The organism is Pseudomonas sp. DP-17, assembly GCF_022380625.1.
GTDB classification, from domain to species: Bacteria; Pseudomonadota; Gammaproteobacteria; order Pseudomonadales; family Pseudomonadaceae; genus Pseudomonas; species Pseudomonas nitroreducens_A.
Map to the genome: position 1 here is coordinate 19,409 of NZ_JAKSXG010000014.1, position 23,080 is coordinate 42,488.

At 65.7% G+C, this 23,080-nt stretch carries 23 protein-coding genes; 14 read left to right on the forward strand and 9 right to left on the reverse strand.

Going from position 1 to position 23,080, the window contains the following annotated elements; all coding sequences use genetic code 11:
- Window positions 1-13: 13 nt before the first annotated feature.
- Window positions 14-1,177, reverse strand: coding sequence for an isobutyryl-CoA dehydrogenase (locus MJ122_RS22120; protein ID WP_239746048.1), 1,164 nt, complete (start codon window positions 1,175-1,177; stop codon window positions 14-16).
- Window positions 1,178-1,357: 180 nt separating this feature from the next.
- On the opposite strand from MJ122_RS22120, the gene MJ122_RS22125 reads away from it, so the two are divergent.
- Window positions 1,358-2,236: an AraC family transcriptional regulator gene (locus MJ122_RS22125; RefSeq protein ID WP_088417739.1), complete on the forward strand. Its 879-nt coding sequence runs from the start codon at window positions 1,358-1,360 to the stop codon at window positions 2,234-2,236.
- Window position 2,237: 1 nt separating this feature from the next.
- On the opposite strand, the gene MJ122_RS22130 is transcribed toward MJ122_RS22125, so the two are convergent.
- A complete protein-coding gene (locus MJ122_RS22130; RefSeq protein WP_088417740.1) occupies window positions 2,238-3,485 on the reverse strand; it encodes an ABC transporter substrate-binding protein in 1,248 nt (415 codons plus the stop codon).
- A gap of 209 nt (window positions 3,486-3,694) precedes the next feature.
- Between MJ122_RS22130 and MJ122_RS22135 the strand changes: the two genes are divergently transcribed.
- From MJ122_RS22135 to MJ122_RS22145, 3 genes are read left to right on the forward strand one after another with little or no spacing between them, the layout of a single operon-like run.
- A complete protein-coding gene (locus MJ122_RS22135; RefSeq protein WP_239746049.1) occupies window positions 3,695-4,258 on the forward strand; it encodes a hypothetical protein in 564 nt (187 codons plus the stop codon).
- Between the two features lie 54 nt (window positions 4,259-4,312).
- Complete coding sequence (gene ung, locus MJ122_RS22140) at window positions 4,313-5,005, forward strand: uracil-DNA glycosylase (protein WP_239746050.1); 693 nt, start codon at window positions 4,313-4,315, stop codon at window positions 5,003-5,005.
- Between the two features lie 53 nt (window positions 5,006-5,058).
- Window positions 5,059-5,382 carry a hypothetical protein gene (locus MJ122_RS22145; protein ID WP_239746051.1) on the forward strand — a complete coding sequence of 108 codons (324 nt, stop codon included), beginning with the start codon at window positions 5,059-5,061 and terminating at the stop codon, window positions 5,380-5,382.
- A gap of 79 nt (window positions 5,383-5,461) precedes the next feature.
- Here MJ122_RS22145 and MJ122_RS22150 read toward each other — a convergent pair whose 3' ends face one another.
- Genes MJ122_RS22150 through MJ122_RS22165 form a run of 4 tightly spaced genes read right to left on the reverse strand, consistent with a single transcriptional unit; the run spans window position 5,462 to window position 9,806 of the window.
- Window positions 5,462-6,982 (reverse strand): tripartite tricarboxylate transporter permease, encoded by a 1,521-nt coding sequence (locus MJ122_RS22150; protein ID WP_239746052.1) that lies wholly within the window; start codon window positions 6,980-6,982, stop codon window positions 5,462-5,464.
- Between the two features lie 10 nt (window positions 6,983-6,992).
- On the reverse strand, window positions 6,993-7,460 hold the full coding sequence (locus tag MJ122_RS22155) for a tripartite tricarboxylate transporter TctB family protein (protein WP_239746053.1): 468 nt from the start codon (window positions 7,458-7,460) through the stop codon (window positions 6,993-6,995).
- 49 nt (window positions 7,461-7,509) lie between these two features.
- Complete coding sequence (locus MJ122_RS22160; protein ID WP_088417746.1) at window positions 7,510-8,487, reverse strand: tripartite tricarboxylate transporter substrate binding protein; 978 nt, start codon at window positions 8,485-8,487, stop codon at window positions 7,510-7,512.
- Window positions 8,488-8,516: 29 nt separating this feature from the next.
- Window positions 8,517-9,806 (reverse strand): OprD family porin, encoded by a 1,290-nt coding sequence (locus MJ122_RS22165; protein ID WP_239746054.1) that lies wholly within the window; start codon window positions 9,804-9,806, stop codon window positions 8,517-8,519.
- A gap of 284 nt (window positions 9,807-10,090) precedes the next feature.
- Between MJ122_RS22165 and MJ122_RS22170 the strand changes: the two genes are divergently transcribed.
- Complete coding sequence (locus tag MJ122_RS22170; RefSeq protein WP_015476079.1) at window positions 10,091-10,762, forward strand: response regulator; 672 nt, start codon at window positions 10,091-10,093, stop codon at window positions 10,760-10,762.
- 13 nt (window positions 10,763-10,775) lie between these two features.
- Window positions 10,776-12,161 carry a sensor histidine kinase gene (locus MJ122_RS22175; RefSeq protein WP_239746228.1) on the forward strand — a complete coding sequence of 462 codons (1,386 nt, stop codon included), beginning with the start codon at window positions 10,776-10,778 and terminating at the stop codon, window positions 12,159-12,161.
- A 147-nt stretch (window positions 12,162-12,308) separates the two neighbouring features.
- Here MJ122_RS22175 and MJ122_RS22180 read toward each other — a convergent pair whose 3' ends face one another.
- Window positions 12,309-13,145, reverse strand: a complete 837-nt coding sequence (locus tag MJ122_RS22180; RefSeq protein ID WP_088417749.1) for an HDOD domain-containing protein — start codon at window positions 13,143-13,145, stop codon at window positions 12,309-12,311.
- A gap of 46 nt (window positions 13,146-13,191) precedes the next feature.
- The gene (locus MJ122_RS22185; RefSeq protein WP_239746055.1) at window positions 13,192-14,127 is read right to left on the reverse strand and encodes a folate-binding protein YgfZ; all 936 of its coding nucleotides are present in this window, start codon (window positions 14,125-14,127) and stop codon (window positions 13,192-13,194) included.
- A gap of 170 nt (window positions 14,128-14,297) precedes the next feature.
- Here MJ122_RS22185 and MJ122_RS22190 point away from each other — a divergent pair, with 170 nt between their 5' ends.
- On the forward strand, window positions 14,298-14,552 hold the full coding sequence (locus tag MJ122_RS22190) for a succinate dehydrogenase assembly factor 2 (RefSeq protein ID WP_024765533.1): 255 nt from the start codon (window positions 14,298-14,300) through the stop codon (window positions 14,550-14,552).
- Window positions 14,536-14,988 (forward strand): protein YgfX, encoded by a 453-nt coding sequence (locus MJ122_RS22195; protein WP_088417751.1) that lies wholly within the window; start codon window positions 14,536-14,538, stop codon window positions 14,986-14,988. The genes MJ122_RS22190 and MJ122_RS22195 overlap by 17 nt, the downstream gene beginning before the upstream one ends.
- On the opposite strand, the gene nadB is transcribed toward MJ122_RS22195, so the two are convergent.
- A complete protein-coding gene (nadB, locus tag MJ122_RS22200) occupies window positions 14,957-16,573 on the reverse strand; it encodes an L-aspartate oxidase (RefSeq protein ID WP_088417752.1) in 1,617 nt (538 codons plus the stop codon). The two genes, MJ122_RS22195 and nadB, sit on opposite strands and share 32 nt — an antisense overlap.
- Window positions 16,574-17,033: 460 nt before the next feature.
- On the opposite strand from nadB, the gene rpoE reads away from it, so the two are divergent.
- The 6 genes from rpoE to lepA all read left to right on the forward strand — a co-directional run bounded on the left by rpoE (window position 17,034) and on the right by lepA (window position 23,078).
- Window positions 17,034-17,618 carry an RNA polymerase sigma factor RpoE gene (gene rpoE / locus MJ122_RS22205; protein ID WP_017516654.1) on the forward strand — a complete coding sequence of 195 codons (585 nt, stop codon included), beginning with the start codon at window positions 17,034-17,036 and terminating at the stop codon, window positions 17,616-17,618.
- 31 nt (window positions 17,619-17,649) lie between these two features.
- Complete coding sequence (locus MJ122_RS22210; RefSeq protein WP_017516655.1) at window positions 17,650-18,234, forward strand: RseA family anti-sigma factor; 585 nt, start codon at window positions 17,650-17,652, stop codon at window positions 18,232-18,234.
- Between the two features lie 21 nt (window positions 18,235-18,255).
- Window positions 18,256-19,200 carry a MucB/RseB C-terminal domain-containing protein gene (locus MJ122_RS22215; protein ID WP_239746056.1) on the forward strand — a complete coding sequence of 315 codons (945 nt, stop codon included), beginning with the start codon at window positions 18,256-18,258 and terminating at the stop codon, window positions 19,198-19,200.
- A complete protein-coding gene (locus MJ122_RS22220) occupies window positions 19,197-19,664 on the forward strand; it encodes a SoxR reducing system RseC family protein (protein WP_088417754.1) in 468 nt (155 codons plus the stop codon). The genes MJ122_RS22215 and MJ122_RS22220 overlap by 4 nt, the downstream gene beginning before the upstream one ends.
- Before the next feature lie 36 nt (window positions 19,665-19,700).
- Window positions 19,701-21,131, forward strand: coding sequence for a DegQ family serine endoprotease (locus tag MJ122_RS22225; protein ID WP_017516658.1), 1,431 nt, complete (start codon window positions 19,701-19,703; stop codon window positions 21,129-21,131).
- 147 nt (window positions 21,132-21,278) lie between these two features.
- The gene (gene lepA / locus MJ122_RS22230; protein WP_088418228.1) at window positions 21,279-23,078 is read left to right on the forward strand and encodes a translation elongation factor 4; all 1,800 of its coding nucleotides are present in this window, start codon (window positions 21,279-21,281) and stop codon (window positions 23,076-23,078) included.
- The last annotated feature ends 2 nt before the right edge of the window (window positions 23,079-23,080 follow it).

Sequence of the window (23,080 nt, forward strand, 5' to 3'; positions counted from 1 at the left end):
GGCGGAATTCGGGTCAGAGCAGGCGGTCCAGCATCCCACCCTGTTCCAGCAGGCGGCGGGCGACTATGACGCGCATGATTTCGTTGGTGCCTTCCAGGATCTGGTGCACGCGGCTGTCACGCACCCAGCGCTCCAGCGGGTAGTCGTTGAGGTAGCCATAGCCGCCGTGCAGCTGCAGCGCCTCGTTGCACAGGGCGAAGCAGCGGTCGGTGGCGAAGCGCTTGGCCATGGCGCAGTAGAGGGTCGCCTCGCCGTCCTTGTGGTCCAGCTTGTGCGCGGCCAGGCGCACCATCTGCCGGCTGGCGGTAAGGTCGGTGAGCATGTCGGCGAGCTTGAACTGCAGGGCCTGGAATTCGGCCAGCGCCTTGCCGAACTGCTTGCGTTCCTCCACATAGCGCAGCGATTGCTCCAGCGCCGCCTGGGCCGCGCCGAGGGAGCAGCTGGCGATGTTCAGCCGGCCGCCATCCAGGCCTTTCATGGCGTAGACGAAGCCCTGGCCTTCCGGACCGATGCGGTTGCCGGCGGGGATGCGCACGCCTTCGAAGGTAATGGTGCGGGTCGGCTGCGCCTTCCAGCCCATCTTGTCTTCGTTGCGTCCATAGCGGATGCCTTCAGCGTTGGCCGGCACGAGGAAGCAGGAGATGCCCTTGGCGCCTTCCTCCCCGGTGCGTGCCATGACGATCAGCACGTCGGTGGAGCCGGCGCCGGAGATGAAGGTCTTGGCGCCATCGAGCACATAGTCGTCGCCGTCGCGTTTGGCGCGGGTGCGCAGGCGCGCGGCGTCGGAGCCGGCGTCCGGTTCGGTCAGGCAGTAGGAGGCGAGCAATTCGCCGCCGATCAGCCCTGGCAGCCACTGCTCCTTGAGCGCGGCGTCGCCGAAGCTTGAGAGCATCCAGCTGGCCATGTTGTGAATGGTCATATAGGCGGTGGTGGCGACGCAGCCGGCGGCCAGTTGCTCGAAGATCAGCGAAGCGGAGAGGCGCGACAGGCCCAGGCCGCCGTCTTCCTCGGCGATGTACAGGCCCAGGTAGCCCTGCTCGGCGGCGCGGCGGATCACTTCCACCGGGAAGTGGTGCTGGCGGTCCCAGTCGGCGGCGTGGGGCGCCAGCTCACGGCTGGCGAAGGCGCGGGCGCTGTCCACCAGCAGGCGTTGTTCTTCGGACAGATCGAAATGCATGCAGCTACCTCTGTTGTTCTTGTTGGCTACCGCTTCGCGCTTGTGGCGCGCGCGCTCTTGGGCGAAGAGGCTCTTGGGTAAAGAGTCCTTCGGTTATAGCCGTTGCGCCGGCTGCTGTGGATTGACGATCTTGTGCTGGGGATGGACGATCTTGGCATTGCAGATCCCGGATGCCTGCTCATGTCCCGTCCACTGATTTCCACCTGGCCACTGCCGCAGCAGGGCGTGCGCTTCATCACCCCACCGCGCCTGCGCCGTGCGCTGGACCGCCATCCGCTCGGTCAGGCGTGTTATCCGCTGGCCCTGGGGTATTACCCCGCAGCGGTCGGGCATCGTATGGAGCGGGAGAGCCCGGATGATCACCTGCTGATCTACTGCAGTGCCGGGCAGGGCTGGCTGGAAACGGCGGATGGACGATTCGAGGTCGCCGGTGGCGATCTGCTGGTGTTGCCCAAGGGGCGCGCCCATGCCTACGGGGCCGACCCCCAGCGACCCTGGTCGATCTTCTGGGTGCACCTGGAAGGCCGGCTGGCCGAGGACTTCCTGCGCCCGCTGGGCAAGTCGCCGCGCCTGCGCGTAGGTGTGCAGCCGCGCCTTCTGGGAGAGTTCGACGCGCTATTGGCGCTGCGCCGCCAGGGCCTGAGCCTGCCGCACTTCATCCACGCCGCCCACCTGCTGCAGAGCCTGCTGACCTCGCTGGCCCTGCGCCCGGCGCGGGCGCGGCTGAAGTCCGGGCGGGTGCTGGACGTGGAGGCGGTGCAGGCGATGATGCGCGAGCACCTGCACGATGCGCTGAACCTCGATGAGCTGGCCGCGCAGTTCCGCCTGTCGCGCTTCCACTTCGCCAAGACCTATCGCGCGCTGACCGGCCAGGCGCCGATCCAGGATTTCATCCGCCTGAAGATGACCCACGCCTGCCGACTGCTCGACCAGGGCAACCTGGAAGTGCGCCAGGTCGCCGAGCAGCTCGGCTATGCCGATGCCTATTACTTCTCGCGTCTGTTCAAGCGCGTGGTGGGCATGGCGCCCAGTCACTACCGGGCATTGCATACCGGCTGAGTCATTGCAGGGTCAGCGGCTTGCCCGCGGCGCGGCGCTCGGCCTGCCATTCGGCGAGAGTCGGGGCGGCCTCGGGGCCGTCCATGTGCTCGACGATCTCGAAATAGTCCTGGTGCAGCGGGCTGCGCATCACTTCGTCGCGCGGTTTCACCTTCACCACGTAGACGCGCTGGATGTTCTGGTGGTCGAAGTCGCGCCATTGCTGCTCGCCCTTGAGCAGGCTGTAGCGATGGCCTTCGAGCGCCTTCACCAGCGCATCGCTGTCCAGGCTGCCGCTGCGCTTGGCGGCGTCGGCCCACTGGTAGACGATGCTGTAGGCCGAGGCGGCGGAGCTGGCGGGATAGACGCCGTAACGCTGGGTGAAATCGCGCACGAAGGCCTGTCCGCGCGCCGAACCTTCGCGCGCGGGCACCTGCCAGGTCCAGGGTTCGGTGCCGATCACGCCTTGCATCAGGCCGGGGCCGGCCAGCTCGACCATGCTCTGGGTGAGATTGGGCGCGATGATCTGGTGGTTGCGCGTCAGGCCCAGTTCGTCGGCGATGCGCATGGCGTGCACCAGATCCTCGCCGAACAATGCCAGGACCAGCACGTCGGCCTTGCTCGCGGCGGCCTGGGTCAGCGCATCGCGGTAATCGGAAAGGCGCGCGCCGGGGAAGGGCACCTTGATCGACGGGTGCCGCGCGGCGTCCTCGGTACCGGTGTAGTGGCGCAGCGAGCTTTCGGTGGTCAGGCCCCAGGTGTAGTTGGCGGTGACATAGAAGTAGCGCTTGTCCGGCAGCGTGCGGTCCAGGTAGCTGCCCAAGGCGCGGGCGCTCATCCAGGCGCTGTTGCACTCGCGGAACAGGTAGCGCTGGCCGTCCTTGCCGGTGGTGTCGTTGGAATAGGTGAGGGTGCCGAAGTACAGCAGCTTCTTCTGCGCCGCCCTCTCGCCAGCGGCGATGGCCACCGCGCTGGAGGCGCCGCCGAAGAACATTGCCGCGCCGTCGGCGGCCATGGCGTCGATATTGCGCAGGGCCTTTTCCGGACGCGAGGCGTCGTCCTTGCTCAGCAGATGCAGCGGCCGGCCGAGCACACCGCCCTGGGCGTTGATCTCGTCGATGGCCAGCAGCGCGCCGCGCATCTGCGCGAGACCTTCTTCCTTGTAGGAGCCGGTGCGGGGGTAATTGAGGCCGAGGTTGATCGGTTCGGCGGCTTGCGCCAGGCAGCTGAGGGTAGCCACCAGCGAGAGTGCGGCAGTCAGAAAGCGCATGTTCGTTCCCTGTTGTTCTTATTGGCGGGTGAAGCGAAGAGGGGACTGTGCACAGACTGGCCGGCCACTCCCATTGGCCTTTGGTCGAATCCGGACGTGGTCGATGGACGCAGGATGGCGCGTGCCGTCGCCCACGCTGGCGTGCTCGACCGTGCGCTTTCTGCGATGGCTCGCTAGTCTGCGGCCACGACAGGAAGAAGGACTGCCCGATGTTGCCCGTGATCGCCGAACTGCTGCTCACCCTGGCCTGCACCGTCGCCGCCTGGCTCGCCCAGCGCGAGCCGATGGGCTGGCGCGCGCTGGGGTTTCTGTCCATTGGCATCGCGGCGCTGCTGGGCGCGCTGGAATATGGCGGCGTCGCCGGGTTGGCCGGCGCGCACCACATCGCGAGTGTGGTGTCCGGTGCCGTGGGCCTGCCCCTGATCGCGCTCGGCCGTCTTTCCGGGGGCCCCGGTCGGCAGCTGGTGGCGCTGGTGATCGGCGTGCTGCTGGTATTCCTGGCGCAGCTTTCATTGGTCAGCAACCTGATCGCCTTGCTGTTCATCGCCTGGCCCGGTCGCTCGCGGCGCCATGCGCTGGCGCTGCTGGGGGCGCTGCTGTTCATCGGCAGCGGCCTGCTGATCGGCACCCGTGGCGAACTGGCCGGCGTACCGCGCCGCGAGCTGTTCCACCTGGGGCTGACGGTGGCTGTCGCGGCGTGGACTCTTGCAGGCCTGGGCAGTGGTGCGCCGCGCTTGCCGGGTGCGTGGGCGGCTCGGCACAAGTCACCTTGACTTGGCCGGGGCGCTTGCTTAGCGTGCCGGTTCGTTTCACCAGGCAGACGCACCATGACCAACGAAGACCGGATCAAGCTGGAACCCAGCTGGAAAGAAGCCCTCCACGAGGAATTCGAAAAGCCCTACATGAAGCAGCTGGGGGAATTCCTGCGCGCGGAAAAGGCCGCCGGCAAGGTGATCTTCCCACCCGGTCCGCTGATCTTCAACGCGCTGAACAGCACACCGCTGGAGCGTATCAAGGTCGTCATCATCGGCCAGGACCCGTACCACGGCCCCGGCCAGGCCCACGGCCTGTGCTTCTCGGTGCAGCCGGGCGTGCCGACGCCGCCGTCGCTACAGAACATCTATAAAGAGCTGCAACGCGACCTCAACCTGCCGATCCCCAATCATGGCTACCTGCAGCACTGGGCCGAGCAGGGCGTGCTGCTGCTCAACACCTCGCTCACCGTCGAGCAAGCCCGTGCCGGCTCCCACGCCCAGGCCGGCTGGGGGCCGTTCACCGACAAGGTGATCGAAGTGGTCAGCCAGCGCTGCGAGAACCTGGTGTTCCTCCTCTGGGGCTCCCACGCGCAGAGCAAGCAGAAACTGATCGACGCGCAGAAGCATCTGGTGCTCAAGTCCGCGCACCCGTCGCCGCTGTCGGCCTACCGCGGCTTCCTCGGCAACGGCCACTTCAGCCGCACCAACAAGTTCCTCGAACAGCACGGCCTGACGCCCATCGACTGGTCGCTGCCGCCGGTGTGATGCCGATGCTCCGGCGCGCATGGGTGGCGATCCTGCCGGGCATGGTGCTCAGCATGGACTGCCTCGCCGCCGGTTCTTCTCTCGAGGAGTGGCGTTCCAACGACGCCATTCACGGCCTTTACGAAATCGACCAGGCGGCCCGTGCTTTCGTAGCTGCCGAGAATGCCCGCAGCAAGGCGCGCTGGACCGTCGCCGAACCCAATCTCAAGACCCTTGTTGCCCGCTGTTCGGTGCCGCTGGATACCCGTTGGGGGAAGATTCGCTTGTTCGCGCCGGACGGGCGCGAGCTCACCGGCAGGGTTGTGGAAGTCGTCTGCACCCAGCCTGTAAGTGGCGAGCGCTGGACGATTTCACTGCGCGTCTCAAGCGCTTCCTGATCCGCACAAAAAAGAGGCCCGCACGAAGGCGGGCCTTGAAAGTCGCCGCGTGTCTCGACGCGGCGAGCGTGGTTAGCTTTTATGCGGCGTCGGCCACTGCCTCGTGGGAGCGGCGGGAGCGCTTGCGCCAGGCGCGGTAGAGCGGCAGGCCGAGCATCAGCGCGACTAGCGCCCAGGTACCGATGGCGATGGGGCTGGACCAGAGGATGCCCAGCTCGCCGTTGGAGATGGACAGCGCGCGGCGCAGGTTCTGTTCCATCAGCCCGCCGAGGATGAAGCCCAGCAGCAGCGGCGACAGCGGGAAGTCCAGCTTGCGCAGGATGTAGCCGAGGATGCCGATAGCGACCATCAGGAACAGGTCGAAGGTGGTGGCGTGCACGGCGTACACACCGATGGCGGTGATGATCGCGATGCCCGGCACCAGCGCCCAGTTCGGCACCGAGAGGATGCGTGTGAATACCCGCACCATCGGCACGTTGAGGATGATCAGCATGACGTTGGCGATGAACAGCGAGGCGATCAGGCCCCAGACGATGTTCGGTTGTTCCTGGAACAGCAGCGGACCGGGGGTGATGTTGTACAGGCTGAGCGCGCCGATCATCACCGCGGTGGTGCCCGAGCCGGGAACGCCGAGGGTCAGCATGGGCACCAGGGCGCCGCATGCCGCGCCGCCGATGGCGGTCTCCGGCGCCGCCAGACCGCGCATGTCGCCCTTGCCGAACTTGCCGGTGTCGCCGGCCAGCTTCTTCTCGGTCATGTAGGCCACGGCGCTGGCCAGTGTCGCGCCGGCGCCGGGCAGCACGCCCATGATGAAGCCGAGCAGGCCGCAACGCAGGTTGACCACGAACACCGCGGCGGCTTCCTTGACGTTGAACAACATGCGCCCGCTGGCCTTCACCATCTGGTGGCCGTGGTGGGTCTTCTCCAGCAGCAGGAGGATTTCGCTGACCGAGAACAGCCCCAGTACCAGCACCACGAACTGGATGCCGTCGGAAACGTGGATGTTGTCGAATGTGAAGCGGTACACGCCACTGTTGGCGTCGATCCCGACGCTGGAAAGGAACAGCCCGAGCAGCGCCGCCAGCAGCGTCTTCAGCGGTCGGTCGCCGGCCAGGCCGCCCAGGGCGACGATGGCGAAGACCATCAGCACGAAGTACTCCGCCGGGCCGAAGGCGATGGCCCATTTCGCAAGCAGCGGGGCGAACAGCACCATGCCGCAGGTGGCGATGAAGGCGCCGATGAACGAGCTCCAGGCCGACAGCGACAGGGCCACGCCGGCCAGGCCGTTGCGGGCCATGGGGTAGCCGTCGAGGGTGGTCATCACGGTGGAGGCTTCGCCGGGGATGTTCAGCAGGATCGAGGAAATCCGCCCGCCGTACTCGCAGCCCAGGTAGACGGCGGCCAGCAGGATCAGCGCCGACTCCGGCGGCAGGCCGAGGGCAAAGGCGACCGGGATCAGCAGGGCCACGCCGTTGATCGGGCCCAGGCCGGGCAGCAGGCCGACGACGGTGCCGATCAGGGTGCCGATCAGCGCGGTAATGAGGTTGTAGGGCGAGAGGGCAACGCCGAAGCCCTGCCCGAGATAGCTCAAGGTATCCATCGTCTTTTCCTCAGAGCAGGGGTTCGAGAATGCCCAGCGGCAGCGGGACATCCAGGGCGCGGTCGAACAGCAGGTACAGGCCGACGGCGAGCAGGGTGGCGGTGACCACGCTGGCCGCCGGACGACCGCCGTAGATCAGCGCGATGAACGTGCCGATCAGGGCGCTGGCGGGGATGAAGCCCAGCGGTTCGAACAGGCCGGCATAGACCGCCAGCAGGGCGACGCAGAGCACCACCTTGCCCAGCAGCGCGCCCTCCAGCGCGGGCTCGTCGTCCTCGCGCTTGATCGGCGTGGGCCGCACGATCAGCCAGGCCAGGCCGGCGGCCATCAGGCCGAGGCAGAGCAGCGGGTAGGCGCGCGGGCCGACCGGTTCGTAGGAAAAGGGTGCCTGCAGCTGCCAGGCGATCAGGGCGAAGGCGACGCAGGCGAACAGCCAGGCGCCGGCGAACAGCCGCTGGAAGAGGCTGGTACGGGACATGGTGAGTCTCCTGGCGCCGCCTTCGCTGAAGGCGGCGCCGCTCGGGGCGTTACTGGATGAGGCCGAACTCGCGGGCCAGCTGCTTGTACTGGGCGACCTGCTGCTTCACGTAGGCGTCCAGTTCCGGGCCGGTCATGGCGAAGGGGAACAGCTCGCGCTGGTCACGCAGCTTGGCGAAGTCTTCGGAAGCCAGCAGCTTGTCGAAGGAGGCCTTCCAGAACTGGTAGTCCTCGTCGCTCACCTTTGGCCCGACGTAGAAGCCCCGCACCACCGGCCAGACGATGTCGAAGCCCTGTTCCTTGGCGGTGGGGATGTCGGTCATGCCTTCATCCTTCAGGCGCTCTTCGGCGAATACCGCGAGGATGCGCATCTTGCCGGCGCGGATGTGCGGCATGGAGTCGGAGATGTCCGTGCTGCCCACCTGGATGTGCCCGCCCAGCAGCGCCGTGGCAATCTCGCCGCCGCCTTCCAGGGCGACGTAGCGCAGCTGCTTCGGATCGATACCGGCGGCCTTGGCGACCAGTGCGGTCTGCATCCAGTCCTGGCTGCCGACGGTGCCGCCGGAGCCGATCACCACCTTGCTCGGGTCGGTCTTGAGCGCGGCCACCAGGTCGCCGAGGTTCTTGTAGGGCGAGTCGCTGGGCACGGCGATGGCGCCGTAGCTGGTGCCCACGGCGGCCAGCCACTTCACGGCGTTCTCGTCGAAGCGGCCGAACTTGCCCTGGGCCAGGTTCAGCAACGAGCCACTGGAGAACGCGGTGATGGTGTTGCCGTCGGCCGGACGCTGGGCGACCACCGCGTTGTAGGCCACGGCACCGACGCCGCCGGGCATGTAGGTGACGCGCATCGGCTTGGTCAGCAGCTTTTCGTCGACCAGGGCGCTTTGCGCCAGCTTGCAGGTGAGGTCGAAACCGCCGCCGGGGGAGGCGGGGGCGATGCATTCCGGGCGCTTGGGCTCGGCCATCAGTTGGCTCGCGGCGAGCAGGGTGGCGCCGGCGAGGGTCAGGTTGCGCAGGACGGTGGACATGGTGCGATTCCTCTCTTGTTGTTGTCGGTTTACCAGATCGCCAGGGAGTAGCTGAGGTAGATACGCGTCTCGTCGGCATCCCGCGCGAAGCTGGAGCGGTAGGTGGCGTTACGCACGCGCACCGCGACGTCCTTGAGCGGGCCGCTCTGGATCACGTACTTGATGTCGGTGTTGCGCTCCCATTCCTTGCCGTGGCCGTCCATGCCGGTGATTTTGGCATTGTCACCGCTGATGTAGCGATTCATCAGGGTCAGGCCGGGGAGGCCGAGCTTGGCGAAGTCGTAGTCGTGGCGCACCTGCCAGGAGCGTTCGTCGGTCTCGGCGAAGTCGCCGACCTGGACGAAGTTGACGAGGTAGGGGTTGCTGCCATCGATGTAGGGGAAGGCGCTGTCGCCGCTCATCTTTTGCCAGCCGAGGCTGAACTTGTTGGCGCCCAGGGCGTAGGCGAGCATGCCGTTGAAGGCGCGGTTGTCGATCTCGCCACCGCGGGCCTCGCCCTGGTCGTCGCTGATGGCCATGCGTACGTCGGCGCTGAACTTGCCGGGGCCAAGCGGGTAACTGGCGAGCAGGCCGACGAAGTGCTGGCGGTAGACCTCGTCCAGCTGTGCGTAGTGGTAACGGCCGGTGAGGTTGTCGGTGAACTTGTAGTCGCCGCCGGCCAGGTCGTAATGCTTGCCCTCGGCGCTGCCGCCGGAGAAGCGGCGGTTCTTGTTGTTCAGCGCGAGGTCCTGCCAGTCGGTGGAGTCGCGGTCCTTGACCTTCTCCAGGCGCCCGCCGGTGAAGTTCAGGCCCGGCAGGTCGGTGGAGTTGAGCAGCCCGCCCTCGAAGGTCTGCGGGAACAGGCGGCTGTCGTTGGGTTGCAGGGTCGGCAGGTCGGGGATCAGGCTGCCGACTTTCAACTCCGTCTCGGAAGCCTTGAACTTGGCGGTCAGGCCGAGCTTGCTGTACTCGTCGGCCGCGCGGCCGTCATCGTGGGTCGGCAGCAGGCCGGTGCCGGTTCTGTCGGGCGAGGAGTCCAGCTTCAGGCCGAGCATGCCCATGGCATCGAGGCCGACGCCGAGGGGGCCGGGCGTGTAGCCGGACTGGAAATCGAGGATGAAACCCTGCGCCCATTCTTCGCGCTTGGACTGGCCGGCGCCGTCGCGAAAATCACGGTTGAAGTAGATGTTCTGGGTGCTGAGCGTGGCGCTGCTGTCTTCGAGGAAGCCGGCGGCTTCGCACAGCGGGGCGACGCCGGCGAAAGCCAGCAGGGCAGGGGGCAGACAGCGGGAGCTGGGCTTGGTGAAAGCCGGTGCAGCCAAAGGCCGGGCGGTGGGCATCTGTGGTCTCCGTTCTTGTTGTTGTCGCGAAAGGGCACCACGCCGCCTTCCGCTCTGTTGACGGTCTTTGCCGTCGTCGAGTCCGCTGCTCCCGCCGATGCGCCTGGGCAATGGGCGCTGAAAAATCGGGGTTGGGAGGCGGCTCGTTGGCGATGCTAACGGACTAAGCTTTCGCCAGGCTTTCAGTCTCCTTTCGCAGTGATTTCGGCGAATTTCCTCCATTCACAGCGGCGCGCGGATGGGTAAACTGCCGGCCCGAACCTGTAGTCCGAGGGTAGAAATCCGTGCGAATACTCCTGGTTGAAGACCATCCGCAGCTCGGCGAAAGCGTCGCCCAGGCGCTCAAGGGCGCCGGCTGGACCGTGGACCTGCTGCAGGACGGCGTGGCCGCTGACCTGGCTTTGGCCAGCGAGGACTATGCGTTGGCGATCCTCGACGTCGGCCTGCCGCGGCTGGACGGCTTCCAGGTGCTGGCGCGCCTGCGCGAGCGCGGCAAGACCCTCCCCGTGCTGATGCTCACCGCCCGTGGCGAAGTACGCGACCGCGTGCACGGGTTGAACCTGGGCGCCGATGACTACCTGGCCAAACCCTTCGAGCTCACCGAGCTGGAGGCTCGGGTCAAGGCGCTGCTGCGCCGCAGCGTGCTCGGCGGCGAACAGCAGCAGCGCTGTGGCGAACTGGTCTACGACCTCGGCGCACGGCGCTTCACCCTGGCCGAGCAGGCGATGAACCTGACCTCCCGCGAGCAGGCCGTGCTCGAAGCCCTGATTGCCCGGCCGGGTCGGGTGATGAGCAAGGAACAACTGGCGGCGCAGGTGTTCGGCCTGGACCAGGACGCCAGCGCGGACGCCATCGAAATCTACGTCCACCGCCTGCGCAAGAAGCTCGAAGGCAGCTCGGTGCGCATCGTCACCTTCCGTGGCCTGGGCTACCTGCTCGAGGCCCGGGATGGCTGAACGGCGCTGGATGCTGCCCGGCACGGGCAGCCTGCGCGGGCGCCTGCTTTGGCGCCTCGGCGGTCTGCTACTGGTGCTGCTGCTGATCGGTAGCGCGGCAACTTACTGGCGCGCCCGGCACGCGGCTGACATTGCCTATGACCGCACCCTGCTGGCTTCCGCGCGGGACATCGCCGATGGTCTTTACGCCAGCGACGGAACGCTGCGCGCCAATGTGCCCTACGTGGCGCTGGACAGCTTCGAGTACGACAGCGCCGGGCGCATCTTCTACCAGGTGATCGACCCCCAGGGACACATGATCTCCGGCTATGAGAATCTTCCTGCGCCGCTGCCGACCACGCCGCGCACGGACGACTACCCGGCGCTGGCCAAGTTCTACGACGCCACCTACGAAGGCCAGGGCGTGCGGGTGGTCAGCCTGTTGCAGCCGGTGAGCCAGCCGACGGTCAGCGGCATGGCGGAAATTCGCGTCGCCGAAACCCTGGGCGCCCGCGAGCGGCTGGCGCGCAACCTGCTGACCGACACCCTGCTCAACCTCGCGCTGTCGGCCATCGCCGCGCTGATGATGGTCTGGTATGCGGTGAGTGCCGGTCTGCGCCCGCTCGACCGGCTGCGCGACGCGGTGGAAGAACGCCAGCCGGACGATCTGCGGCCACTGCCGGAAGTCCGTGTGCAGAAGGAGCTGCGTCCGCTGGTGGCGGCGCTCAACCACTTCACCGTGCGCCTGCGCGGGCTGTTCGATCGCCAGTCGCAATTCATCGCCGAAGCCTCCCACGAATTGCGTACACCGCTGGCGGCGCTCAAGGCGCGGCTGGAACTGGGCCTGCGCGAGCAGGACCCGCAGCAGTGGCGCGCCACGTTGGTAGACGCCGTGCAGAACACTGACCGGGTGACCGGGCTGGCCAACCAGTTGCTGTCCCTGGCGCGCGTGGAAAGTGGCGCCCGCGCCATCGCCGAAGGCGCGGGGGAGCGCATCGAACTGGGCCAGTTGGCCCGCGAGCTGGGCCTTGCGTTGGCACCCCTGGCGTATTCGCGCGGCGTGGCGCTGGCCCTGGAGGCGGACGAACCGGCGTGGGTGAAGGGCGATCCGACCCTGCTCAACGAGCTGCTCAGTAACCTGGTGGACAACGCTATCGCCCACGCCCCGGCGGACGGCAATGTGATCATCCGCGTGCGCTCGCCGGCGGAGCTGGAAGTCGAGGACGACGGCCCGGGCATTCCGCCGGATGAGCGCGACAAGGTATTCCGCCGCTTCTACCGCCGCCGCCAGCAGGGCACCGGCCTGGGGCTGGCCATAGTCGGCGAGATCTGCAGCGCACACCGCGCCCGCATCGAGCTGGGCCAGGGCGAGTTGGGCGGGTTGTTGGTGCGGGTGACCTTCCCGGCGGAAAACGCCTGAGCCAGAAACGCGAAACCCGCCGGTAGGGGCGGGCTCCTGGGTTGGGCGAAGATATCGCGGACGGAGGCCGCTCCTACCCGGAGGTTGAACCTGGCGTAGGAGCGGACTCTGTCCGCGATCGGTTTCGATTCGCGCCGATCTCCAGAATTACTGCAACATGCTCATGGCCGCTTCCATGGCGGCGGAGAGGTCTTCGTCTTCCTTCACGTCCGCCTTCGGGTCCAGGCCCAGCTTGGCGAACGCCGGAATGGTCGCCCAGTCCAGCTCGGTATAGGGGTGCTGGCTGCCGAGGTAACTCTGCAGGGTAGCGACCTGGACGATGTCCACGTAGTCGACCTTGGCCGAGTCGCGGCTGAAATCCAGGTGCTGGCCGGGCACGGCGGCAATCGGCGCCGGGAAGTCCCAGGCCTTGAGGATGCGGTCGCCGATGATCGGGTGGATGCGCTCGATCACGTGGTTGAGGCTGATGGAGTCGGCCAGCAGTTCGCTGTGCTCTTCGGCGTAGGTGAGGATGGGCAGTACGCCGATCTGGTGCACCAGGCCGGCCAGGGTCGCCTGGTCAGGCGCCAGGCGGGTGTAATGGCGGCACAGTGCATGGCAGATGCCGGCGATCTCGGTGCTCTTGTTCCACACCTCGCGCATCTTGCGGTCGACCACGTCGGAGGTGGCCTGGAACATCTGTTCCATGGCAAGACCTGTGGCCAGGTTGCAGGTGTAGTTGATCCCCAGGCGGCTGATCGCCATCTGCAGGTCGTTGATCTCCTTGTTGGTGCGCAGCAGTGGGCTGTTCACCACCTTGATGATGCGCGCGGTCAGCGCGGCGTCGTTGCCGATCACCTTGCTGAGGTCCTGGATGCTGATGTCCGGGTCTTCCGCAGCCTCGCGGACGCGCAGGGCGACTTCCGGCAGCGTTGGCAGCACCAGTTCATCGTTGTCGATGGCTCGCAGCAGTTCCTGTTGTACTTTTTCGGCAAGCTTGCTCATGCAGTGTCCTTCAGGGAAAGCCGGGCTCCCCGCCCGGCACGGAAAGTCAGCGCTGGATCTCGCGGTCGCTGTCCAGAACGTAAGGCAGATCCAGCAGGCGCAGGGGCTGGTCCTCGCCCAGGCGCACATTGCCGTCGGCAGCGGCGTCGTCCTGCAGCACGGCGAGCAGCTCCACGCCATCGGCTGCGCGCGCAGCCAGCACCACTTCGCCGACGCTGGTGGAGTGCACCGGCGAGAACAGTTCGCGGCCCGGCTCCGGCAGTTCGGCGCCGTCGAGTTTCAGACGCTGCAGACGACGCTTGAGGCGGCCCAGGTACTGCATGCGCGCGACGATTTCCTGGCCGGTGTAGCAGCCCTTCTTGAAGCTCACGCCGCCCACGGCCTGCAGGTTGATCATCTGCGGGATGAACAGCTCGCGGGTGGCGCCGAATACCTGGCCGACCCCGGCGCGAACCTGGCCGAGCAGCCAGTCGTTGAGCTCGGCATGGGGCAGGCGGGCCTGCAGCAGGTCGGCGATGGCGGCGGCGCGCTCGGCCGGCGCCCAGAATTCGACGCGGCCCTGGCCCAGGCCGATGGCGATCAGGCCGTCGGCCCGCGCCACCTGGTCGGCTGCACCGGAAAGGTTCAGTCCCAGTTCGGTGAGGACAGCGTCCGCACCGCTCAGGCCGAAGCGCGCCCACTGGGTGCTGTCATCGGAGAGGGTCGCCTTGGAGAACACCGCATATTTCTTCAGGTCCGCCAGCTGGCTGTCCACAAGGTCATTCGCCATGGCCAGCAGGAAGCCTTCGCCCTCGGCGAGGATGCGGAAGCTGGAGGTCATGCGGCCCTTGGGCGTGCAGCGGGCGCCGAGGCTGGAGTACTCGGCATTCAGGTAATTGAGGTTGCAGGTCAGCTGGCCCTGGAGGAATTTGGCCGCGTCCGCGCCACGGACGGCGAGAATCCCTTCGTGATTGAGTTCGGTGTAGAAAGCAGAGTCGGTCATCACGATTCGCTGGAAGAAAGTTAGGGGCCTCATGATAGAGCCCAGGCCCAGCCTTGTCAGCGGGTGCCGGGTGGGCCGAGCATGCGTATAATGCCGCTCGGCTCGCGCCGTCCGTCGACTTCGCGAGCGACAAGACGTATTCGCCCGCTGTTAATCGAGGTGCCCCGCAGATGACCGACGAAACCGAACTCAAACGCCTTTTCTGGCACAGCCGCCGCGGCATGCTGGAACTGGACGTGCTGCTGGTGCCCTTTGTCCAGGAAGTCTATCCGGGGCTGCCCGCCGATGATCAGGCGCGCTTCCGCAAGCTGCTGGAGTGCGAGGACCAGGACATGTTCGGCTGGTTCATGCAGCGCGGCGAGCCGGAAGATGCCGACCTGCGCATCATCGTTCGCATGATCCTGGACCGTGTCCAGCCGAAGTGACCCCTTCGAGTGCCGCTGGCAGCCGTCCATCGGTTTGCTCGCGGCCTACCTCGTCGCGCAATCCGGTGCCGTCCTGGCGCTGCTGCTAGCAGACATTCCCCTTCACTGGAAAACCTTCGGTCTGAGCCTCTGCCTGCTGCATGCCTGCTGGGTTGTGCCTGGGCGGATTCTATTGCGCGCGCCGGATTCGGTGCGTGCGCTGCGCCACAACGCCGAGGGCTGGCAATTGTGGAGCGAGCGGGAGGGGTTTGAACCGGTGCAGTTGATGCCGGACAGCCTGGCGCTGCCGGCGTTGATCGTCCTGCGGTTTCGTCGCCCTGGGGACTGGCTGGCGCGCAGTGTCTGCGTGCCGGCCGATGCGTTGGCGCCGGAGTTGCACCGGCGCCTGCGTGTGCGGCTGCGCTTCAGCCGCAATAGGTGGACGGCGCCAGGATAGTGTCGCGGGCCTCGGGCAGCAGGTCCGGATAGTCCAACGTATAGTGCAGGCCGCGGCTTTCGTGGCGCTGCATGGCGGAGAGGATGATCAGCTCGGCGACCTGGGCCAGGTTGCGCAGCTCGATCAGGTCGCGGCTGACCTTGTAGTTCGAGTAGAACTCGTCGATCTCGTCCAGCAGCAGGCGCACCCGGTGCTGGGCGCGCGCCAGGCGCTTGTTGGTGCGCACGATGCCCACGTAGTCCCACATGAAGCGCCGCAACTCGTCCCAGTTGTGGGCGATGATCACGTCCTCGTCCGAGTCGGTGACCTGGCTGGCATCCCAGCAGGGCAGCGCGACCAGTTCCTGCGCCTTGGGCAGCTCGGCGATGATGTCGGCCGCGGCAGAGCGGGCATAGACGAAGCATTCCAGCAGGGAATTGCTGGCCATGCGGTTGGCGCCGTGCAGGCCGGTGAAGGTGGTCTCGCCGATGGCGTAGAGGTTCGGCACGTCGGTGCGGCCCTGGGAATCCACCACCACGCCGCCGCAGGTGTAGTGTGCCGCCGGCACCACCGGGATGGGCTCGCGGGTGATATCGATGCCGAAGTCCAGGCAGCGCTCGTAGACGGTGGGGAAATGCTCGCGGATGAACTCGGCCGGTTTGTGGCTGATGTCCAGGTAGACGTAGTCGATGCCCAGGCGCTTCATCTCGTGGTCGATGGCGCGTGCCACCACGTCGCGCGGGGCGAGTTCGCCCAGTGCGTGGAAACGCGGCATGAAGCGCTCGCCGTTGGGCAGGCGCAGCAGCGCACCTTCACCGCGCAACGCTTCGGTGATCAGGAAGCTCTTGGCCTGGGGGTGGTACAGACAGGTCGGGTGGAACTGGTTGAACTCCAGGTTGCCGACCCGGCAGCCGGCACGCCAGGCCATGGCGATGCCGTCGCCGGAATTGCCGTCCGGGTTGCTGGTATAGAGGTAGACCTTGCTGGCGCCGCCGGAGGCGAGCACGGTGAAGCGCGCGCTGAAGGTGTCGACTTCGCCGGTGGAGCGGTCCAGCACGTAGGCACCCAGGCAGCGCTGTCCATCCATCCCGAGTTTCTGCTCGGTGATCAGGTCCACGGCGACCCGCTGCGACAGCAACTCGATGTTTGGCCGCTGCCGTGCCTGTTCCAGCAGTGCGTTGAAGATGGCGGCGCCGGTGGCATCGGCCGCGTGGATGATGCGCCGATGGCTATGGCCGCCCTCGCGGGTCAGGTGGAATTCGAAACCGCCGTCCTCGCGGCCCGGCTCGTGGTCGCGGGTGAAGGGCACGCCCTGTTCGATCAGCCACTGGATCGCCTCGCGGCTGTGCTCGACGGTGAATTTCACCGCGTCCTCGCGGCACAACCCGGCGCCGGCCACCAGGGTATCCTCGACATGGGATTCGACAGTATCGGTGTCGTCCAGCACGGCCGCGACTCCACCCTGGGCCCAGAAGGTGGAGCCCTGGGAGAGTTCGCCCTTGCTCAGCACGGCAATCCTCAGGTGCGAGGGCAGTGTCAAGGCCAACGTCAGGCCGGCGGCCCCGCTGCCGATCACTAGGACATCGTGCTGGAAATGCTGACTCATACCCGGCTCCACAAAATGGCGCCCTAGTATATAGAAGGGGGCCACGGCACAATACTGGCGAACCGATGACACCGAAGGCGCGGGGAGCGCGCGGTCCGCCCGGAGGCGGATGGGTTTCGCTCCAGGCGGGCTGATCGGCCAGGCCCAGTCGGGGTTGTCGAAACCGCTGAGGAATCAAGGTAATTCGCCGGAACTTTCTTCCGAGTTCCGGTTCGAACTCGGAATACCCAATCAACTTTGCGCGCAGATCGACATTGCGCGGAAGGGGAGCGGGTGTTCCGCCCGGTATCGTTGAATTTGACGGGCTTCGGACGCATGTCGGGGTCCGATTGCCGCCAATGTGAAAAAACTGTGCGGCGCATGCTTGGAGGGGAGAACTTTTGCAAAAGACCCGAGTCTATCTTGGCAGGACGATTCACCAGGGTGCTCGAAGCTCCTCCAGGTTTTCAGAGGAGCATTCATGCTAACCCAGGAACAGGATCAGCAACTGGTTGAACGGGTACAGCGCGGAGACAAACGGGCTTTCGACCTGCTGGTGCTGAAGTACCAGCACAAGATTCTGGGGCTCATCGTGCGTTTCGTACATGACGCCCAGGAAGCCCAGGACGTTGCACAGGAAGCGTTCATCAAGGCGTACCGCGCCTTGGGTAACTTCCGCGGCGACAGTGCCTTTTATACCTGGCTGTACCGTATCGCCATCAACACCGCGAAAAACCATCTGGTTGCGCGCGGTCGGCGGCCGCCGGACAGCGATGTCACGGCAGAGGACGCGGAGTTCTTCGACGGCGACCACGCCCTGAAGGACATCGAGTCGCCGGAAAGAGCCATGCTGCGGGATGAGATCGAGGAAACGGTCCATCGCACCATCCAGCAGCTGCCCGATGATTTGCGCACGGCTTTGACCCTGCGTGAGTTCGAAGGCTTGAGTTACGAAGATATAGCCACCGTGATGCAGTGTCCGGTGGGGACCGTCCGCTCACGGATCTTCCGTGCGCGGGAAGCGATCGACAAAGCTTTGCAGCCTTTGTTGCATGATGAAGTCTGATACAGCGGCAGAAGCCAAGAGAGGTACCGCTATGAGTCGTGAAGCCCTGCAGGAGTCGCTGTCCGCTGTTATGGATAACGAAGCGGACGAGCTGGAGCTGCGGCGTGTGCTTGCAGCCTGCGGCGAGGACGCCGAATTGCGGGCCACCTGGTCCCGCTACCAGCTGGCCAGTGCAGTGATGCACCGTGAGCCGGCCATGCCCAAGCTGGACATTGCCGCCGCGGTGTCCGCCGCGCTGGCCGATGAAGCCGCGCCGGCGCAGCGCAGCCGCAATCCGTGGCGCAACGTTGGTCGCCTGGCTGTCGCCGCCTCGGTGACCCTGGCCGTGCTGGCAGGCGTGCGCATGTACCACCAGGATGACAGTGTGGCCAACGGCCTTGCCCAGCAAGGTGCCACTCCGCAGATAGCCCTGCCGCAAGTGCAAGGCCCGGCGGTGCTGGCAGGCTACACTCAGGACGAGGCGCCGCAGGTGATCACCAATGCCCAGGGCGGGCAGACCACCTGGCATGAGCAGCGTCTTCCGGGTTACCTGCGTCAGCACGCACAGCAGTCAGCCGTCAGCGGCACCGACAGCGCCCTGCCTTACGCACGCGCCGCGAGCCTGGAAAGCCGCTGATTTGCGACCTTAAGGAGCGACATGCGCGCGAAGACAGCACTGTTGTTCTTCCTCGGTGGCCTGCTGGCATTGCCAGTCCAGGCCGCCGATGCGTTGGACTGGATCAAGCGCCTCTCCGAGGCTGATCAGAAGCAGAATTTCCAGGGCACTTTCATCTACGAACGCAGTGGAGCCTTCTCCACCCACGATGTCTGGCATCGTGTTGAGAGCGATGGTTCCGTGCGTGAACACCTGGTCCAGGTCGATGGGCCGCGCCAGGAAGTGGTGCGCGTCGACGGCGCCACCCAGTGCGTAGGTGGCGGCATGTCTGGCCAGGTTTCGACTGGCGAGATGTGGCCGGCACGCAAGTTCAATCCCACCGACCTTTCTTCCTACTATGACGTTCGCGTCGCTGGCGAGTCGCGCATTGCCGACCGTCCGGCGGTGGTGTTGGCGGTGATCCCGCGCGATCAGCATCGCTACGGCTTCGAGCTGCATGTGGACAAGCAGACCGGCCTGCCGCTCAAGTCCTTGCTGCTCAATGACAAGGGCCAGATCATCGAGCGCCTGCAGTTCACCCGCATCGATCTGTCCGCGCCGGACGACAGTGAGCTGCAGCCCACTGCGGCCTGCAAGCCGGTGAAGGAAACCAAGGTTGCGGCAGTGAAGACCAGCTGGCATTCCGAATGGGTGCCGCCGGGCTTCACCCTGAACAGCACGCTGCAGGAGCGCAGCCCGGTTTCCAATGACCAGGTCCTGTGCCTCGCCTACGGTGACGGCCTGGCGCGATTCTCGGTGTTCCTTGAGCCGCTGCACGGCGCCAAGGTCGACGATGCCCGCACCCAGCTGGGGCCGACGACGGTGGTATCCAGGCGGTTCGCCAGTGACGACGGCGGGACCATGGTGACAGTGGTCGGCGAGATACCCAGCGGTACGGCCGAGCGAGTGGCACTGTCCATGCGGCCGACGGGAACCCAGCCTCAGTGATCCATGAGCGGGGGAGGGTGGTTGCGATCGATGCTGGAGCTGTCCAGATCGAAACGCTGCGCCGCTCTACCTGCTCGGGATGTTCCGCCAGCGCGGCCTGCGGCCATGGACTGCTGGGGCGGCTCGGGGCTTTTCGGCGGCTTGACCCTGTGCGCGTTCCCGCTGGGGACCTGGCTTCATCGGGTCTTAAGCCTGGCGATGTAATCCTGCTGGGCATGGATGAAGACCTGCTGTTGAAAAGCGCCCTGCTTTTCCATCTTGCTCCACTGATCGGACTTTTCGCGCTGGCGCTACTGGCGGCGCGCCTCGATCTGGGAGAACCTCTCATCATCGTGGCCGGGCTGGCGGGTTTTCTGCTGGCCTGGTTGCTTGTGCGCCGCTATTCGCGGTGTCATTCCGATGATCCGGCGATGCAACCGCTTGTGCTGCGTGCGCTGGTCGGCGGGCCGCCCGGCCCTGTTTAGTGATCTTCCCAATCAACATCACGGGAGCTGTAGTCAATGCAAACCCTGAAACGCAGCATGGCTGCGCTGGTCGCCCTGCTGGCCCTGAGCCTGGCGGCCACCGCGCGGGCTGAACTACCGGACTTCACCCCACTGGTCGAGAAAGCCTCGCCGGCGGTGGTCAACATCAGCACTACCCAGAAGATTCCCGACCGCTCCAACGCGCAGATGGGCATTCCGGATCTCGATGGCCTGCCGCCGGGCCTGCGTGAATTCTTCGAGCGCAGCATTCCCCGCGGCCAGGGCGGCCAGGGGCAGGCGCCCCGTGGTCAGCAGCGCGAGGCCCAGTCCCTGGGTTCGGGCTTCATCATTTCCGATGATGGCTACATCCTCACCAACAACCACGTGGTGGCCGACGCCGACGAGATCCTCGTGCGCCTGTCGGACCGCAGCGAGCACAAGGCCAAGCTGATCGGCGCCGACCCGCGCAGCGACGTGGCCGTGCTGAAGATCGACGCCAAGGGCCTGCCGACACTCAAGCTGGGCGATTCCGACAAGCTGAAGGTCGGTGAATGGGTTCTGGCCATCGGTTCGCCGTTCGGCTTCGACCACTCGGTGACCGCCGGTATCGTCAGCGCGAAGGGCCGCAGCCTGCCGAACGAGAACTACGTACCCTTCATCCAGACCGACGTGGCGATCAACCCGGGTAACTCCGGCGGTCCGCTGCTGAACCTGCAGGGTGAGGTGGTCGGTATCAACTCGCAGATCTTCACCCGTTCCGGCGGCTTCATGGGCCTTTCCTTCGCGATCCCCATCGATGTGGCGCTGAACGTCGCCGATCAGCTGAAAGCCGGCGGCAAGGTCAACCGTGGCTGGCTGGGCGTGGTGATCCAGGAAGTGAACAAGGACCTTGCCGAATCCTTCGGTCTCGACAAGCCGGCCGGCGCCCTGGTTGCGCAGTTGGTTGAAGACGGCCCGGCAGCCAAGGGCGGCCTGCAGGTGGGGGACGTGATCCTGAGCCTGAACGGCCAGACCATCAACGAATCCGCCGACCTGCCGCACCTGGTGGGCAACATGAAGCCGGGCGACAAGGCGAACCTTGAAGTCATTCGTGACAACAAGCGCCAGAACCTGAGCCTGACCATCGGCAGCCTGCCGGACGACGACGATGCCGTCGCAGCCGTCGAAGGCAAGGGCGCGGAGCGCAGTAGCAATCGCATGGGTGTGACCGTGGCGGAGCTGACTGCCGAGCAACGCAAGTCCCTGGATATCAAGGGCGGCGTGGTCATCAAGGAAGTGCAGGGCGGTCCGGCAGCGATGATCGGCCTGCGTCCGGGTGACGTCATCACGCACCTGAACAACCGCGCGGTGGATTCCTCGAAAACCTTCAGCGAGCTGGCCAAGGCGCTGCCGAAGGATCGCTCGATCTCCATGCGCGTGCTGCGCCAGGGCCGCGCGAGCTTCATCACCTTCAAACTGACCGAATAAGGTCGACGCACCAGAAAAGGGCGACTTCGGTCGCCCTTTTTCATGCCTGACCGTCCGGCGCGGCGTGACGCATCAGGCTGTAGTCAGGTAAACTCCCCGGCTATTTTTCGGCGGACCGCCGCCTTCAGCCTTCCGAGTGTGTTCGCCGTGAGTGACCTGAGTCATATCCGCAATTTCTCCATTATCGCCCACATCGACCATGGCAAGTCGACGCTGGCAGACCGCTTCATCCAGATGTGCGGCGGCCTGTCCGACCGCGAGATGGAGGCCCAGGTACTGGACTCCATGGATCTGGAGCGCGAGCGCGGCATCACCATCAAGGCGCACAGCGTCACCCTTCACTACAAGGCGAAGGACGGCAAGACCTACCAGCTGAACTTCATCGACACCCCCGGCCACGTCGACTTCACCTACGAAGTCAGCCGTTCGCTGGCGGCGTGCGAAGGCGCGCTGCTGGTGGTGGATGCCGGCCAGGGCGTGGAAGCGCAGTCGGTCGCCAACTGCTACACCGCCATCGAGCAGGGCCTGGAAGTGATGCCGGTCCTGAACAAGATGGACCTGCCGCAGGCCGACCCGGACCGCGTGAAGGACGAGATCGAAAGCATCATCGGTATCGACGCCACCGATGCCGTGGCCTGCTCGGCCAAGAGCGGCATGGGCGTCGACGAGGTGCTGGAGCGCCTGGTTGCGACCATCCCGTCGCCGGAAGGTAATATCGATGCGCCGTTGCAGGCGTTGATCATCGACTCCTGGTTCGACAACTACCTGGGCGTGGTCTCGCTGGTGCGTGTGAAGCACGGCCGCGTCAAGAAGGGCGACAAGATCCTGGTGAAGTCCACCGGCAAGGTCCACCAGGTGGACAGCGTCGGCGTCTTCACCCCGAAGCACACCGAGACTCCGGACCTCAAGGCCGGCGAAGTGGGCTTCATCATCGCCGGCATCAAGGACATCCTCGGCGCGCCGGTGGGCGATACCCTGACCCTCAACAGCACCCCGGACGTGGACGTGCTGCCGGGCTTCAAGCGCATCAAGCCGCAGGTCTACGCCGGCCTGTTCCCGGTCAGCTCGGACGACTTCGAGGACTTCCGCGAAGCCCTGCAGAAGCTGACCCTGAACGACGCTGCACTGCAGTACGAGCCGGAAAGCTCCGAGGCCCTGGGCTTCGGCTTCCGCATCGGCTTCCTCGGCATGCTGCACATGGAGATCATCCAGGAGCGCCTGGAGCGCGAATACGACCTGGACCTTATCACCACCGCTCCGACCGTGATCTTCGAGATCGTGCAGAAGAACGGCGACATCCTCTATGTCGACAACCCGTCGAAGCTGCCGGACCTCTCGTCCATCGACGAGATGCGTGAGCCAATTTGCCGCGCCACTATCCTTGTGCCTCAGGAGCACCTGGGCAACGTCATTACCCTGTGCATCGAGAAGCGCGGCGTCCAGCGCGACATGCACTTCCTCAGTGGCCAGGTCCAGGTGATCTACGACCTGCCGATGAACGAAGTGGTGCTGGACTTCTTCGACCGCCTGAAGTCCACCAGCCGTGGCTATGCTTCGCTGGACTACAGCTTCGACCGCTTCGAGCCGGCCAACCTGGTTCGCCTCGATGTGCTGATCAACGGTGAGAAGGTTGATGCCCTCGCCCTGATCGTCCACCGCGACAACGCTCCGTACAAGGGCCGTCAGTTGGTGGAGAAGATGAAGGAATTGATTCCGCGGCAGATGTTCGATGTCGCGATTCAGGCGGCCATCGGTGGGCAGATCATCGCCCGCTCGACGGTCAAGGCGCTCAGGAAGAACGTGCTGGCCAAGTGCTACGGTGGTGACGTGAGCCGTAAGCGCAAGCTGCTGGAGAAGCAGAAGGCCGGTAAGAAAAGGATGAAGCAGGTCGGTAGCGTGGAGATTCCGCAGGAAGCCTTCCTCGCTGTGCTCAAAGTGGACAGTTGAAC

Coding starts and splice junctions, on each gene's coding strand:
- MJ122_RS22215 (WP_239746056.1), top strand. CDS start 18,256: ATGCGCGCGAAGACAGCACTGTTGTTCTTCCTCGGTGGCCTGCTGGCA.
- MJ122_RS22210 (WP_017516655.1), top strand. CDS start 17,650: ATGAGTCGTGAAGCCCTGCAGGAGTCGCTGTCCGCTGTTATGGATAAC.
- MJ122_RS22185 (WP_239746055.1), bottom strand. CDS start 14,127: ATGACCGACTCTGCTTTCTACACCGAACTCAATCACGAAGGGATTCTC.
- MJ122_RS22190 (WP_024765533.1), top strand. CDS start 14,298: ATGACCGACGAAACCGAACTCAAACGCCTTTTCTGGCACAGCCGCCGC.
- nadB (WP_088417752.1), bottom strand. CDS start 16,573: ATGAGTCAGCATTTCCAGCACGATGTCCTAGTGATCGGCAGCGGGGCC.
- MJ122_RS22150 (WP_239746052.1), bottom strand. CDS start 6,982: ATGGATACCTTGAGCTATCTCGGGCAGGGCTTCGGCGTTGCCCTCTCG.
- MJ122_RS22165 (WP_239746054.1), bottom strand. CDS start 9,806: ATGCCCACCGCCCGGCCTTTGGCTGCACCGGCTTTCACCAAGCCCAGC.
- MJ122_RS22135 (WP_239746049.1), top strand. CDS start 3,695: ATGTTGCCCGTGATCGCCGAACTGCTGCTCACCCTGGCCTGCACCGTC.
- ung (WP_239746050.1), top strand. CDS start 4,313: ATGACCAACGAAGACCGGATCAAGCTGGAACCCAGCTGGAAAGAAGCC.
- MJ122_RS22130 (WP_088417740.1), bottom strand. CDS start 3,485: ATGCGCTTTCTGACTGCCGCACTCTCGCTGGTGGCTACCCTCAGCTGC.
- MJ122_RS22145 (WP_239746051.1), top strand. CDS start 5,059: ATGGACTGCCTCGCCGCCGGTTCTTCTCTCGAGGAGTGGCGTTCCAAC.
- MJ122_RS22125 (WP_088417739.1), top strand. CDS start 1,358: ATGTCCCGTCCACTGATTTCCACCTGGCCACTGCCGCAGCAGGGCGTG.
- MJ122_RS22160 (WP_088417746.1), bottom strand. CDS start 8,487: ATGTCCACCGTCCTGCGCAACCTGACCCTCGCCGGCGCCACCCTGCTC.
- MJ122_RS22155 (WP_239746053.1), bottom strand. CDS start 7,460: ATGTCCCGTACCAGCCTCTTCCAGCGGCTGTTCGCCGGCGCCTGGCTG.
- MJ122_RS22120 (WP_239746048.1), bottom strand. CDS start 1,177: ATGCATTTCGATCTGTCCGAAGAACAACGCCTGCTGGTGGACAGCGCC.
- MJ122_RS22225 (WP_017516658.1), top strand. CDS start 19,701: ATGCAAACCCTGAAACGCAGCATGGCTGCGCTGGTCGCCCTGCTGGCC.
- rpoE (WP_017516654.1), top strand. CDS start 17,034: ATGCTAACCCAGGAACAGGATCAGCAACTGGTTGAACGGGTACAGCGC.
- MJ122_RS22180 (WP_088417749.1), bottom strand. CDS start 13,145: ATGAGCAAGCTTGCCGAAAAAGTACAACAGGAACTGCTGCGAGCCATC.